We start from the raw sequence: 14,079 nt of genomic DNA on the forward strand, positions 1-14,079 counted from the left end.
GATAAATTTATGACACTCACCAAAAGACTTAGTTTTTTACTTTGTTTTATTTTGCCGATTTTAGTGATTCTGGCCGAAGAGGTGGGTGGTGTTTCTTATTTAATCGTTCCACTGACTGTGTTTGTCATTTTACCATTGTTAGATTTTGTTTGGGGAAAAGACAATTCGAATCCGGAAGAAACTAATTTTTTAAAGTTACAAAACGATTCTTATTTCCGGTATTTAACGCAAGTGTGGGCTTATGTTCAACTAAGTTTTGTAGTTTGGTCGGTTTATCGAATCGCTGCCTATCCACATACTACGTTTGAGTTTTGTTTATTTGCCATTTCAGTTGGGATCGTAACGGGAGGAATTGGGATTACTGTAGGGCATGAACTAGGTCATAAAAAAACTCGTTACGAACAGTTTTTGGCAAAATTAATTTATATGACAGTTTGTTATATGCACTTTTATATAGAACACAACCGAGGTCATCATACAAATGTTTCGACTCCAAATGATCCCGCATCCTCAAAAAAGAATCAGTCCTTCTATCAGTTTTATCCTCAGACTGTCATAGGGGCTTATCAATCAGCTTGGGAATTAGAATCAAAACGTTTAAAAAAGTTGGGACTAGTTTCATTTCATTATCGAAATGAGATGATTTGGTATTTTGTGATCACAGCTCTATTTTTGATTTCTATGATCGGATTTGGTTCTTTATATTCCCAGAGTACAATTCGTTGGGATATTCTTGGGTTTCTGTTATTACAATCATTGATTGCATTTTCACTTTTGGAACTTACAAATTACATTGAACATTATGGGTTAAACCGAAAGGAAGTAAGCCCTGGTAAATTTGAAAAAGTGTTACCCATTCATTCATGGAATCAAAATTATTTTGTATCCAATGCATTTTTATTCCATTTACAAAGACATTCCGACCATCATGCAAATGCCGGTAGAAGATACCAAGCCCTTCGCCATTTTGAAGAAGCTCCTCAATTGCCATTTGGTTATGAATTGATGATTCTTGTTGCTTTGGTTCCTCCGCTTTGGTTTCAAATGATGAATCCTATTTTAGAATCTTGGGAATTAAAGAATCAATTGAAACAATAAAGATTAGTTGGAAGACTCCTTCAGAAGGAAATGAACCCGCAAAGAAAAACTTTACGGGTTCAGTGAGAATTCATTCTGTTTCGAGTAATACTGACCTTTTTGATTTTAGAATCGAAAATAACAAATACAATAACGCAGCAATTCCGACGTAAAATAGTCCTGAGGCAATGTATCCAGACATAGGTGGATAAAGAATACTAAAACCAAAGTCAGGGTTTTCTGATTCGTCGAGAAGGTTTGCTGATTTTGGTTCGTTATTTTTAATTTCATCTCCCGATGGATAGGAGTAAGGATCAAAATCTGCGGGCCATTGGTAAGGGTTCCCATAATAAAGTGAATAACCTTCCTTTGTTCCGTCCTGGTTTGCAAAAAAATAAATTTCTTCTAGTGGTTGCACTGTAATTGCATTCGTTAGGTGAAGAGTTTCATTTTCGCCATCGTAAACTTCAATTTCAAATTCAGAATTGATTGTTCTGGAAAGTGGGATTTCTGAAAAAACTCCATCTTCTTTGTTATGGCTTACAGTTCCTTCAAATACAGTTTCCCATTCTTTTTTGTTAATTTTCCCGCGAACGGTGATTCTACGTTCCCAATTTGTTTCTTCAAATTCTAATTTTAAAATTTGGAATGCAGATTGTGATTCGTTTAGGAATAAAAACTTACAATGATTTTCTGCAAGCACTGGGTTTGTGACTGCGTGCGATTTTTCCCAGTATAAGTTTTTGTTCTGTTTTGCCCTGGTGGCATTTGGAAATTTTAAATCAGAGCCTGGTTCTGCCTCTAATCGTAAAAATCGATGTTTTGTTCCACTTAAATCAATTTCTCCAGAAGACTGATTTCCATATTTATAAAGAAAAACAGTTTTTGAATCTACGAATTGATCAGGATTATCACCTAATTTTAATGTAATGGATGTTTCGTAATCATACGCACTAGAAACAGATAGTTTTGTATAATTCATACCCTCTGGTAATTTGGGAAGTTCCAATACATAGATTTCCATTTCATCTTTTTTTGAAAATAAAAGTTCAGGTTTTACTTTTTCCGTGTTTTTTGCAATTTCTTCTGCATTTTGAATATAGTAGGGAACAATCTCTCCATTGTAAGTGATTCTTAAGTCTCCGTAAAACGAATGTTTGTAAATATCTTCATCTAACGTTAGTTTTACAATTCCATTTGGAGAAAGGTTCCCTGAAATTTTTAAATCTTTTTTGTATTTGAAGTTTTGTACGGCAAGAGGCCTACTCATAACCTGTGTTGTCGTTGAAATAAAGAATAAGATGGAAATTAAGTATTGAAGTTTCATTTTGTTTCCTTTTTGAAGTGATTGTATAACGTACCTGTTACGATCAGAGTTACTCCTAAGAATAATCCGGCGAGAATTCGATAACCTAAGCTCAAATTCCAAAAATCATATAAATAGAATTTTATGATGACTAAAGATAATGAGCCAAATCCAACATACTTGAGAGATTGGATTTTTTTTAGGAATCCAGTTGATAATGCGATCAAACCATACACGATTAAACTCAGTGTGTAGAGGAATAATTTTTTCTCTTCTGGGAATCCAAGATATATTTCAACGAATGTGCCAAGTAACCAATATGGATATGCGGCATATAAGAAGAGTTTGGAGAACTCGGAAAACTTTCTACTATAGAGATAAGAAAGAACTAAATAAATCGAACCTGTCGCAAATACTAAAAATCGACCATTCAAAAATGGTATTTCATTTTGCGAGCGATAGGTGAAGGCAAAAATATAGAACAATGCAAAAAACCAAACTGGGAAGGCAGCCCAATACATATAAAGTTGTTTGGAGTAGGTAGATGTTATGGTCACAAGAAAAGCGAAACTAATGAGGCTAAAAGCTAAAAGTTTTCCTGAGGTTCCTATCACGATTAGACTGACAATGAATGGAAGACCAAATAATCCAATGACATCATATAGTTTTTTCTTATCTAAACTCAAAACTGTTCTTCTTATGGATCGTTCATAGAGGCCATAAAATAGGATGAGTAATAAGGTGAGTAAAAATGGTTTTGCGATTGGATAAAAAACGGAAAATACCCAAAAAGACTGAACAAATCCAAGTCCCAACGTAAACCCTATTGCAGTGATTGTGAGAATTGGTTCCTTCAGTTTGGTTGTTTCTAAAGTTTGAAATTCTCTTAAGAGAAATAAAAGGAAAACACCGAGTTGGAAAACAATTGGAAAAAACGGCTTAGCATCTACTAAGTTTTTATCTGCCCATCCAACGAAGATTAGATGATTTGCTGCTAGTAAAAGAAGTGGAATTACTTTCCAGTTTGTATCTTTTCTTACCCAAAAGAATAAGACATTCCAAAGTAACAAATAGGTAAATAAAAACGGGTAGGAGTTTTGTCCTGTGGACAAAAGTAAGGGAACTAAAAATGCACCAAGAGAGGCAAATCCAAATAACACTTCACTTTTTTGTGAATGAGCGATTGCGACTGTTATTAAGCTAAGGATTAACAAACCAACAAAACAGGTTTCAGTTGAATACAAATCGTACCACAAATACCCTGAATAGTAGGCAGAAAACAAAACCGCAATTCCAAGACCCATAAGACTAGGTGAAAGGTAAGGCCTTGAATTTCGAACTCTGAATCCATAAATTAATACTGGGATGGCCAATAAAAGTCCAATCCAAATCCGCACCGATTCGTTGATCCAATATTCTTCTATGGCTAAATAGAAAAACCAGATGGATGCCAGTAATAAAGAAAACACTCCTAGTTTTACAAATAGGTTTTCTCCAATCCATTGGACAAACCAGTTTGGGCCTTCGTTTAATGGAATCTCTGTTTGGTGGTCTACTGTAGGAATTGGATCCGAGATACTGCGGGGAGATTCCTTAGGAGTTTGGGTTTGGGAGAGGGATAAAACTCTTTCTTTTAAAAAAGAAAGTTCCCTCTCCATCGATTGAATCCTAGTCAGGATTTCTTTGGTTTCTTTTTCTTCCACGGAGGAAATGGTTCATATTCGCAGAAAGAGGGGAACTACTTTTTATTCTGGATCATTCCACATTCCATTTTCACGAATGAGGTCAATGAGTAGGTCTGCGGCTTCCGTTTCGGAGACTCCTTTTTTTACAATTTCTTTCCCTTTGTAGAGATGAACCTTACCGATCCCAGCACCAACATAGCCAAAGTCGGCATCGGCCATTTCTCCTGGACCATTGACAATACAACCCATCACAGCTATTTTTACACCTTTCAGATGTCCTGTTTTTTGTTTGATCATTGCTGTTGTGGACTGTAAATCAAACATCGTTCGTCCGCAAGATGGGCAAGAGATATATTCTGTTTTGGTGAGCCGAAGCCTTGTGGCTTGTAAAATATCAAAACTCAGATGAAGTGACTCTTCTGGTTCTCCATCGCCGTAAGACAATCGAATCACATCACCGATCCCATCCAACAAACTTCCTCCGACATGAATGGAGGATTCATATAAAAGTTCTTCTTTGTCTTCTGAGTGATGGACAAGGACAATCGGGTAGTCGGATTCTCGTAATTGGTAAGCCAATTTTCTGACGGTTAAGAGGTCTCCATTTTTTACAGAAAAAAGAAGATTTTTTATCTTTCGTTTTTTCGATTCTTTTACAATTTTTTCTATTAAATGAATGTTTTCTGATTCTATACTCCATTCTACACTTCGTTTGTCTTTTGCATAACGAGTGACAAAATCCAGAAGATCTTCCCATGACTCTTCCGATTCTTGAAAGAATAAACTTGGATTAATGACCCACTTTTGGAAACGGTAAATGTCTTCTGCTAAACTATCATATTGATAAGTTAGTTCTTTCGAAAGTTCCACCGAAACTGGAAGCGGGAATGATCCTCGTTTGACGTTAGTTCCAAGGGAGATTAGATCCATTTCTGAATTGATTTTGAAATGAATGAGTTCAGGGATTCGACCGGACTTAGAACCTCTTTGGATGAGATGTAGAACCTCTTCTGCTGATTCCGATCCAAAAAAAGGAAAACATGTTTCAATGCGAACAGGAGAGTTGTCTCCAATTTTGGTTTCCCCAAAAGCCAATTCTTTGGAATAGAATCTTGAATATTGGAATGGATCACGAAATTCGGAATAAAGTATTTCCTTTTCTTTGAGTTGTGATTCTGAACCTGGATCGGATACGGAGGGGGTTTTGTTACTTTGATCGAAAAAATCGTTGTATTTTCGTACCAATTCTTTTGCCACAGGGATTTCATATATGGCATCTTCAGTAAGTGATACGCGGATGGTGTCACCAAGTCCATCTGCGAGTAAACTTCCAATTCCAATGGAAGATTTAATCCTTCCGTCTTTACCGTCGCCCGCTTCTGTCACACCCAAATGAAGGGGGTAGTCCATTCCCAAATCATAAAACCTGGAAACTAACATACGATAGGCTTGGATCATCACCTGTGGATTGGAAGCTTTCATGGATACAACAATGTCTCGATAAGAGTTTCTTTCCGCTATTCGTATAAATTCCAATGCAGATTCCACCATTCCGAGTGGAGTGTCACCAAACCGGTTCATAATGCGGTCAGAAAGACTCCCGTGGTTAGTCCCAATTCGCATAGCCACACCCAATTCTTTGGCGCGAAGGACAAGAGGAGTAAACACTTCTTCAATTCTTTCTAACTCTTCGTTGTAGTCTTTATCCGTATATTCAATGATTTCAAATTTTTTTTTGTCTGCAAAATTGCCAGGATTGATTCTAACTTTTTCCACCCACTCAACACATTTTAATGCCACTTGGGGTGTAAAATGAATGTCTGCAACCAAAGGAACTTTTAGTCCCAGTTCTTTCATTCTCTTGCGTATATTTGGTAAATTGTCTGCATCTGCTTGACTAGGTACTGTTAGGCGAACGATTTCGGATCCAGCTTTTTCTAAATCGGAAATTTGTTTGATACTTGCTTCCGTATCTCTTGTGTTAGATGTAATCATGGATTGGATGCGGATTGGGTTTTTCCCACCAATTCCTACACCACCCACCATCACTTCCCGGGTAGGACGTCTTTTATAGAAAAATGGCGATTCGTTATATTTGGTGCTCATTTGAATCTTATGTTCTCATTATCTAGGAAATTAAATTCGAAATTTTGGGCAAGCAGTATGAAAAAAATCTGTGGGTTTCAATTTCCAACCTCCCTGGACCGAAAATCTATTTAGGAAGAATACCGGGCTTTTTGATACGATGAATACGGAAGTAAAACAAGGTTTACAGCGAAAATACCGGGTGCAGGTCACTGTGGCGATCTACCGCGAAGGAAGTTTGTCCTACAAAAGTGAAATTCTGTCACCAGCCTATTATGACAAACGCCAAGAAGCTCGTGACCATATCCGTCAAGAAATACGAGAAAGATTAGCTCATTCTAAATTCTTCCGTTCCACTCGTTTGGATTATGATCTTGTAAGATATACAGAAGAGGGAAGTTGTAATACCTTCCTTCGTTATAGCATTCAAGATTCAGAAATTTGAATCCTCAGAAAAAATTATACGATTGGTACCAAGTCCATAAAAGGGACTTACCCTTTCGAAAGAAAAAACAAGCATACCCTATTTGGATTTCTGAAGTGATGCTTCAGCAAACTCGTGTTAATGCGATGTTGCCTTTGTACGATTCTTTTATCAAACGTTTCCCAAATCCAGAATCATTGGCTTCTGCGGAAGAAGAGGAGGTATTGGCTTTTTGGAAAGGACTTGGTTACTATAGTCGGGCCCGGAATTTGAGAAAGGCGGCAATCTTTCTTGTTCAAAATTACAATGGGTCTTTTCCAAAAGATCTGAACTCTGTTTTGAAACTCCCAGGAATTGGAAATTATACAGCAAGGGCCATACTTTCGATAGCCTACGATTTACCTTTAGCCGTGTTAGATGGAAATGTGAAACGAGTTTTGTCCCGTTACTACGGATATACTGAAAATATTTTAGGGCCTAAAGCCGATCGTGACTTACAAGAGAAAGCGGATCTCTTTTTAAATTCAGAACATCCGGGTGACCACAACCAAGCTTTAATGGAATTAGGTGCTACCCTATGTTTGCCGGAATCACCTAAATGTTTGTTATGCCCACTCAGTGAATTTTGTTTTGCAAGAATCCACCAAAAAACTGCAGAAATCCCACTTAGAAAAAAAGAGAAAAAACAAATCCAACTTTTTTCAGAGATTTTTGTTCTTTCGAACCAAAAACAAATCTTACTCGTTCGTGAACCCAAAACGCGGTTTTTAAAAGAAATGTTCCATCTTCCTTATGGAATGGTCGGTGATATTCCTGAAGAAGCCTATGCCCCAAGTCCTTTTTTTCTTGCTCTGAAAGAAATCGTAAAAGACCCAAAGACAATCGGTACATTCAAACATACCATCACCCACCATAAGTTGGATTTTTCCGTTTTGACCTATCCATTGCCAGTGAGGGGAGAAATCGAAAAATTGACAAAGAAATTCGGTGTAGAAAGTAAGTGGGTCACTCTTTCCAGTCTGGATACTGAATTTCCCTCCTCACTCGCTTCGAAAGTAAAAAAGTTTTTGCTTTACTTAGAATCATAATTCGATACCATTCACGGGCTATGCTCGAGATCATTGTTTGGATCGAACATGTAATCGCAAATATCCCTTTGCCAATTCTTGAGGTTTGGGGGCGGTTTTCTTTTTTATTAGGTTCTATTCTTTCGATCTTTGCATTTGCAGGTTTTACTTTCCGGAATGGAAAAAACTTTCGAATCTCTCGAGAAGTTTGGAATTGGAATCTGACAAGTTTTTATTGGTTTGTCATTACCTTTGTATCCATCTTCCTCACTGGTTATTTGGGAAGTTCTATCGTTTTAATCCCTGGGGCCCAAACACTAGAAAGTCTCAAGGATCTTTCGGTTTTCCTTTGTTTGAATTTTTTTGGTTATCCGGCTCTTCTTGCCGTTCCATTTGCCTATGGACTCTCTGACTTAATTGAAGGAGTGCCACCAGAATTTTTATGGGACTGGTTGCCTGGATATTTTATCAATCCTACACTCTTTTGGTTGTCCTATCAGATGATAGGAAAGTCACCTGATTTTCGTAAGGTGAGAGTTTGGTTTTATTATTTTTTCTTTGTTCTTCTTTTTTTATTTCTCGAACCATTTTTATGGGGATACTTATGTTCGGAACAATTTGGTTCTGAAATTTCCTATCACACTGTTAGTTCAGCTCTTTTGTTTACCACTGGGATCACTTGGATTTTGGCTCCTTTCGTGATGTTCGTTAGTTTTCCACTCGTCAGAAGGTTGGGTTTTTTTTGGGCTGAAGTTCCGGGGCAAGTCAAAGAAGTCACTTTGTCCGATCCACCTTGGATTTGGATTTCTGGACCTAATGGACAAAAAAAAACCGACAAAGAATCTGATTTAAAAACAGGAATTTCCTTACAATTATTTATTGTGACACCTTTTGTTTGTTTGGTGCTGGTTCTAGTTGGAATTACTTCTTATGTTACCTTAAAAAATGCAGAACAAACAGCATTCCAAATGGTTGAGGTCCTTCATCGGCAGTGGTCAAAAAATATCAATTTAAGTTTGGATCGTTATTTCTCTGAGATCCCAAACAAATCCGAAAAACACTACGAACAAAGTAAACTTGTGGAAGTGCTCGATGGATCGAAAGTGAATCCGCAAGGTAAGGTTTTTTTACTAGATGCCCATTTGAATCCTTTGGCTTCACTTTCCTCTGAAGCCAACAAATCCAGGGTATTAGAAGTTGTAAGAGTCGAACTCAAAAAATTAGAAAACGAAATTACTGCTTCGGAAAAACGTTTCAGTTTTGCCGTTGTGACCAAAAAGCCACTTTCTCGTGAAAACTGGAATGCTATGGTTACGATTTATTCGCACCCACAACTCAAAGAAAAAACATATCTCATCACTTTATTTCCTTATTCATTTTATTTAAGCGGAGTGTTTACGGGGAATAGTGAATCAGCGATGGTGTTTGCATGGGCAATTTTACTCAGTTTAATTTTGGCAGCGGTCATTTCTGAATTTGTAACAAGACCAGTTCTATCTTTTGCGAAAGCTTCCAAATCCTTAGCAAAAGGGGATTGGAATTATCCAGTAGGCGAAAGTATGATTGCTGAGCTTAAAGATCTTTCTGAGGCTTTTCGGTTTATGTCTTCGGAGCTCAGACAAAGTTTTGAACGAGTGGAAGAAAGCCAAAGATTGGTGATGGAAACCAATTCCAATTTGGAAGAAAAAATTGTCCTAAGAACAGAAGCTCTTATCGAAAGTAATCGCAGTTTAGTCGAGATGATCGAAACAAAAGAAAAAATCTTAATCGATTTACATAAAACGCAAACACAACTTTTGCAGAGTGAAAAATTGGCAGCGCTCGGGCAATTTGCCGCAGGGATCACTCATGAACTTAACACTCCTCTCGGTGCGATCACCTCCAGTGTCCACTCAATGTCAGAAATTTTAAAAAATGATATAACAAGTTTACCTGATTTTTTGGAATCTTTGGATGCCACAGAAAAAGAGGATTTTCATTTTTTTCTGAATCTCGGTGTATCGTTTGGATCTCGTCATGCGGGACTACTCAATCGTACGGAAAAAAAAGAAAGAATCGGAATATTAAATTCTCATCAAATAGAAAATCCAGAAGAAGTGATGGAAGATCTTACTTCATTGGGAATCCTCCAACTGGACGAACCAATCTTAAAAGTTCTAAAAAGACCAAAGTCAGGAATCATTTTACAAAATGTTTTGATTTTAGGAAGTTTGTATCGATTGGCTTACGTAATTCAGACCGCCACTGAAAAAGCTTCCCATGTAGTGAATGCACTCAAACATTATCTTTATACAGATCGATTAGAAACAGAAACAAATTTTCAGAATGTTCATATTCCAACTGAATTAGATTCAATCCTCACTTTATACCAAACAAAGATTAAAAATGATGTAGAAGTTACAAAATTATATAAAACAACTGATTATTGTTTGGCGGAAAGAGACAAACTCAATCAAGTATGGATCAATATCATTAACAATGCATTACAAGCAATGGAATACCGTGGAAAACTAACCATCTCTGTTTTTTCGAATGAGGATATGGTCATCACTTCCATTCAAGATACAGGAAAAGGGATCGTCCCAGAGATTCGTGATAAGATTTTTTTACCTTTTTTTACTACAAAAAAACATGGCGAAGGGATTGGGCTTGGGCTTGACATTTGTAAACAAATCGTAGAAAAAATGAAAGGTACAATTGAATTTTCGTCAGATGATCAAGGGACTGAGTTTAGGGTGTACTTACCAAAGGTAATCGAAGGGGAAAGAGATTGAATATTACGCAGCTACAAACTGAAAAAAACGCAATCCTATGCGTAGATGATGAGCCGATCCTTCTTCTTTCCCTCGTACAAGAACTAAAACGGGAAATCGGTGGTGGTTATACGTACGAAACAGCCCAAAATCCAGAAGAGGCCATGGAAGTGATCGATGACCTTTGCAGTTCTGGAGTGGAAGTCATTCTCATCCTTTCCGATTGGTTGATGCCTGGAATGCGTGGAGACGAATTTCTCATCCAGGTCCACCAAAAATACCCACATATCAAATCCATTCTGATTTCAGGCCATGCGGATCGTGATGCCATCAACCGTGTGAAAGAAGAAGCAAAAACCTACGCCATTTTCTCCAAACCTTGGAATACTAGAGAATTGCTAGATGCAGTTCGTTTCTGTTGCAATTTGACCTAAGTCCATTTTTCTGGACGTAAGGTGCGTACCATCTACATCCGCAAACTCCGATTTGAAGAAGCTCGTATCAAGTTAGAACGAGAGCTCCATGATGCCTTTATGGATGGGGAGACCTATGTGGAAATCCTTCATGGGATTGGAGAGGGAATTCTTCGGCGAATGGCGATTGACTACGTAGAGTCTTGCGGTTTTCTGAAACTAGTGGAGACCGATCCGATGTTTCGGTCAAACCCGGGTGCAACGATTGTGGAAATTCTTGCCCCCTCCAAAGAATACATCAACCGATTGAAATCATGACCGAACCAAACTCTAGTATAGAAATCCTCGACGTAACACTGCGAGATGGGGAACAAACCAACGGTGTTTCATTTTCTTGGCAACAAAAGCTAAATATCACAAAACATCTGTTAATGGATCTAAAAACAAACCGAGTGGAAATCGCCAGCGCTCGTGTTTCTCCAGGTGAATTCGAAGCTGTCAAAAAAATTGTGGAATGGGCCAAGTCTGAAGGCCTACACGATCGAATTGAAATTTTAGGATTTGTTGATTATGACAAAACTGTCGAATGGATGAAAGGTACTGGGGTTCGGGTTCTTAATCTTCTCACAAAGGGATCGCTCAATCACCTAACAAATCAACTTCGAAAGACCCCAAGAGAACATTTTTTAGACATCCAGAAAACTGTGGAATATGCCGCTGCTTCTGGAATCGCGGTAAACGTTTATTTAGAAGACTGGTCCAATGGATACACCCATTCCAGGGATTATGTATTAGAATACTTGAACGTTGTATCCAAGTTTCCGATTCAAAAATTTTATTTGGCTGATACTCTTGGTGTTTTGTCTCCCTTTGAAGTTCGGACAGCCATTGCCGATCTTGTAAAAGAGTTCCCAAAACTCTGGTTTGAATTCCACGGACATAATGATTATGATTTAGCAGTTGCTAACTGTTTAGAAGCAGTGAGTGCCGGTGTTCGTGGGCTCCATGTGGCTGTGAATGGACTTGGCGAACGTGCCGGAAATTCTCCTTTAGAAGCTGTTGTCACAGCAATCCATGACAAAACAAAATTTAAAACTTCCATAGTGGAAAAAGAAATCACCAATGCTTCAAGGCTTGTGGCGGTTTTTTCGGGTAAACGTATTTCGGATAACCGACCCATCGTTGGTGAGGATGTATTCACACAAACCGCTGGAGTTCATGCCGATGGGGATAAAAAAGGAAATTTGTATGCCAATCCCATTTTGCCAGAAAGGTTTGGACGATCTAGAGTTTACGCATTAGGGAAGTTAGCTGGTAAAGCCAGCATTACTGAAAATTTAAAACAGTTGGGTATGGTTCTTTCCCCCGAAATTGAAAAAAAAGTTTTGGAACGAGTGATTGAACTTGGTGACCAAAATAAAACCGTCACCAAGGAAGACCTTCCTTATATCATCTCCGATATCACTGGTGAAAATTTGGAAGCAAGTTTTCGCATTGAGACTTGCACCGTGACAAGTGGGATCGGGGTCAAACCAAAAGCCGAAGTCAAGGTGAATTTCCAAGGAAAGGATTACGCGGCAAAGGGAGAAGGGGACGGCGGTTACGATGCGTTTATGAATGCCCTTGGTAAAATTTTAAAAGAATTAAAAATCCAAATCCCAAAACTCTATGACTATGAAGTTCGGATTCCTCCCGGAGGAAATACCAATGCATTAGTTGAAACTGTCATCACTTGGAAAGTGGAAGGTGAAACTCATCCCATACGCACCATTGGCATTGACTCTGACCAACAAGTGGCCGCTGTGAAGGCCACAGAACGATTGTTACATATTTTACTCGGAAACGTATGATTCATTTTCTCATTGTGGGCCTTGGGAATCCAGGGGATAAATATAAAAACACTCGCCATAACATTGGTTTTATGATCATGGATGCTCTTGCAAGTAGTTTCGGTGTGTCTTTCAAAGATTCTAAAAAATATATGGAATCAACTCATACTCTGGACGGAGACAAAGTCCATCTTTTGAAACCTTTAGAGTTTATGAATCTTTCTGGAAAAGCCACCCAAACTCTTGCCAATTTGTATAAAATTCCTCCCTCCCAAATTTTAGTCGTTCAGGATGAAGTGGACCTACCTTTTGGTAAGATAAAAAATAAAATTGGCGGCGGAACGGCTGGCCACAACGGACTAAAAGATATCGTGGCAAAACTAGGTTCGCAAGAATTCCACCGGTTGCGGTTTGGAGTTGGTAAACCCGAAAAAGGTGGAATGGAAGTAGCTGATTTTGTTTTACAAAATTTTAATGTAGAGGAAAGAAACAATTTGGATGCTCTCATCAAAGAATCAGTTACTAAAATTGAAGATTGGGTCAAAACCAATCGCAATTTAATCCGAAAAGAAAATGGAGGTTAGGTGGATCACTCTTAACAAAACAAGGTGAATGTACCATAGATCACATTTTATGACAAAAGACAAAGAAACTTCTATCAACCTTCGTAGTCTTATCTTTCAAACCATTCTATCGATTGTAATTGTGTTGGCGATTGTATTTGGACTTGCTTTTTTCTTTCGAAAGGAACTTCTCGGATTTAGCGAACACTTTGTTCGTATCTTTGGGTATTTAGGCCTTTTTGTAGGAATGATTCTTTCTGATAGTTTGCCTGCTTTTGTTCCTCCCGATGCTTTTCTAATGCTTGCCATCACGGGAGAAATGGATCCTTTAAAAACCATTCTCTCTATGTCTTTTGGGAGTATCCTTGGGGGATCCTTAGCATACTTTGTTGGATTGTATCTTATTCCTAAGTTTCATTTGGGTCGGCAGATGGTTTTACATTACGAAGACAAACTCCTTCCTTATCTTCGTAAATATGGATTTGGTGCCGTGGTTTTAAGTGCCCTCACTCCCATCCCTTATTCTTGGATGGCTTATACGGTGGGTACATTTAAGATGCGTTATTCGCTATTTTTACTCGGCTCTCTTTTTCGATTTGTTAGGGTCACTGTTTACTTTTATGCCATGTATCTTGGATGGATCACGGGAGGATAGATGTCGGACGAACGTTTGTTCCCAAAAACAGTGGATGAAGTCATTTTAGAAAAGACAAGGTTTTTCTTTTTGCCAGACAGAACTGCTGCCTTTGTTAAAAATTTGGTAGAAGGGAAAGTTTCAGAAAGGTCTCTCATCTGTTGTAATTCCGGATGTGATGTTTGTAATGAGACCATATACAATTGTTATATGGCAGTCAAAAAAGAATTGGAAAATACTTAA

Annotated in this window: 13 protein-coding genes; 10 read left to right on the plus strand and 3 right to left on the minus strand. The window is 38.1% G+C overall.

The window, feature by feature from the left end; translation table 11 throughout:
• The first annotated feature begins 9 nt into the window (after nt 1–9).
• Complete coding sequence (locus tag EHQ47_RS05950) at nt 10–1,098, plus strand: alkane 1-monooxygenase (protein WP_135776772.1); 1,089 nt, start codon at nt 10–12, stop codon at nt 1,096–1,098.
• A 70-nt stretch (nt 1,099–1,168) separates the two neighbouring features.
• Here EHQ47_RS05950 and EHQ47_RS05955 read toward each other — a convergent pair whose 3' ends face one another.
• The 3 genes from EHQ47_RS05955 to ispG are packed head-to-tail and all read right to left on the minus strand — an operon-like array spanning nt 1,169 to nt 6,174.
• Nucleotides 1,169–2,404, minus strand: a complete 1,236-nt coding sequence (locus EHQ47_RS05955; protein WP_135776773.1) for a hypothetical protein — start codon at nt 2,402–2,404, stop codon at nt 1,169–1,171.
• Nucleotides 2,401–4,086, minus strand: a complete 1,686-nt coding sequence (locus tag EHQ47_RS05960) for a DUF2339 domain-containing protein (protein ID WP_135747248.1) — start codon at nt 4,084–4,086, stop codon at nt 2,401–2,403. The genes EHQ47_RS05955 and EHQ47_RS05960 overlap by 4 nt, the downstream gene beginning before the upstream one ends.
• A 42-nt stretch (nt 4,087–4,128) precedes the next feature.
• Nucleotides 4,129–6,174 carry a (E)-4-hydroxy-3-methylbut-2-enyl-diphosphate synthase gene (gene ispG, locus EHQ47_RS05965; protein WP_135776774.1) on the minus strand — a complete coding sequence of 682 codons (2,046 nt, stop codon included), beginning with the start codon at nt 6,172–6,174 and terminating at the stop codon, nt 4,129–4,131.
• A gap of 139 nt (nt 6,175–6,313) precedes the next feature.
• On the opposite strand from ispG, the gene EHQ47_RS05970 reads away from it, so the two are divergent.
• The 9 genes from EHQ47_RS05970 to EHQ47_RS06010 are packed head-to-tail and all read left to right on the plus strand — an operon-like array spanning nt 6,314 to nt 14,079.
• Entirely contained in the window at nt 6,314–6,598 is a 285-nt protein-coding gene (locus EHQ47_RS05970) for a hypothetical protein (RefSeq protein WP_004788885.1), read from the plus strand.
• On the plus strand, nt 6,595–7,665 hold the full coding sequence (gene mutY / locus EHQ47_RS05975) for an A/G-specific adenine glycosylase (protein ID WP_135776775.1): 1,071 nt from the start codon (nt 6,595–6,597) through the stop codon (nt 7,663–7,665). The genes EHQ47_RS05970 and mutY overlap by 4 nt, the downstream gene beginning before the upstream one ends.
• 20 nt (nt 7,666–7,685) lie before the next feature.
• Nucleotides 7,686–10,418 carry a sensor histidine kinase gene (locus EHQ47_RS05980; protein ID WP_135776776.1) on the plus strand — a complete coding sequence of 911 codons (2,733 nt, stop codon included), beginning with the start codon at nt 7,686–7,688 and terminating at the stop codon, nt 10,416–10,418.
• Nucleotides 10,415–10,831, plus strand: a complete 417-nt coding sequence (locus EHQ47_RS05985; RefSeq protein WP_100717340.1) for a response regulator — start codon at nt 10,415–10,417, stop codon at nt 10,829–10,831. The genes EHQ47_RS05980 and EHQ47_RS05985 overlap by 4 nt, the downstream gene beginning before the upstream one ends.
• 21 nt (nt 10,832–10,852) lie before the next feature.
• Nucleotides 10,853–11,128 carry a Smr/MutS family protein gene (locus EHQ47_RS05990; protein ID WP_004788326.1) on the plus strand — a complete coding sequence of 92 codons (276 nt, stop codon included), beginning with the start codon at nt 10,853–10,855 and terminating at the stop codon, nt 11,126–11,128.
• Nucleotides 11,125–12,660 (plus strand): (R)-citramalate synthase CimA, encoded by a 1,536-nt coding sequence (cimA, locus tag EHQ47_RS05995; RefSeq protein WP_135747252.1) that lies wholly within the window; start codon nt 11,125–11,127, stop codon nt 12,658–12,660. The genes EHQ47_RS05990 and cimA overlap by 4 nt, the downstream gene beginning before the upstream one ends.
• Nucleotides 12,657–13,223: an aminoacyl-tRNA hydrolase gene (pth, locus tag EHQ47_RS06000; RefSeq protein WP_135747253.1), complete on the plus strand. Its 567-nt coding sequence runs from the start codon at nt 12,657–12,659 to the stop codon at nt 13,221–13,223. The genes cimA and pth overlap by 4 nt, the downstream gene beginning before the upstream one ends.
• 28 nt (nt 13,224–13,251) lie before the next feature.
• On the plus strand, nt 13,252–13,857 hold the full coding sequence (locus EHQ47_RS06005) for a YqaA family protein (RefSeq protein WP_244290237.1): 606 nt from the start codon (nt 13,252–13,254) through the stop codon (nt 13,855–13,857).
• A complete protein-coding gene (locus EHQ47_RS06010; RefSeq protein WP_135747254.1) occupies nt 13,858–14,079 on the plus strand; it encodes a hypothetical protein in 222 nt (73 codons plus the stop codon).

It is taken from the genome of Leptospira bourretii (genome assembly GCF_004770145.1).
GTDB classification, from domain to species: domain Bacteria; phylum Spirochaetota; class Leptospiria; order Leptospirales; family Leptospiraceae; genus Leptospira_A; species Leptospira_A bourretii.

Coding starts and splice junctions, on each gene's coding strand:
- EHQ47_RS05950 (WP_135776772.1), top strand. CDS start 10: ATGACACTCACCAAAAGACTTAGTTTTTTACTTTGTTTTATTTTGCCG.
- EHQ47_RS05955 (WP_135776773.1), bottom strand. CDS start 2,404: ATGAAACTTCAATACTTAATTTCCATCTTATTCTTTATTTCAACGACA.
- ispG (WP_135776774.1), bottom strand. CDS start 6,174: ATGAGCACCAAATATAACGAATCGCCATTTTTCTATAAAAGACGTCCT.
- EHQ47_RS05970 (WP_004788885.1), top strand. CDS start 6,314: ATGAATACGGAAGTAAAACAAGGTTTACAGCGAAAATACCGGGTGCAG.
- EHQ47_RS05980 (WP_135776776.1), top strand. CDS start 7,686: ATGCTCGAGATCATTGTTTGGATCGAACATGTAATCGCAAATATCCCT.
- cimA (WP_135747252.1), top strand. CDS start 11,125: ATGACCGAACCAAACTCTAGTATAGAAATCCTCGACGTAACACTGCGA.
- pth (WP_135747253.1), top strand. CDS start 12,657: ATGATTCATTTTCTCATTGTGGGCCTTGGGAATCCAGGGGATAAATAT.
- EHQ47_RS06005 (WP_244290237.1), top strand. CDS start 13,252: ATGTACCATAGATCACATTTTATGACAAAAGACAAAGAAACTTCTATC.
- EHQ47_RS06010 (WP_135747254.1), top strand. CDS start 13,858: ATGTCGGACGAACGTTTGTTCCCAAAAACAGTGGATGAAGTCATTTTA.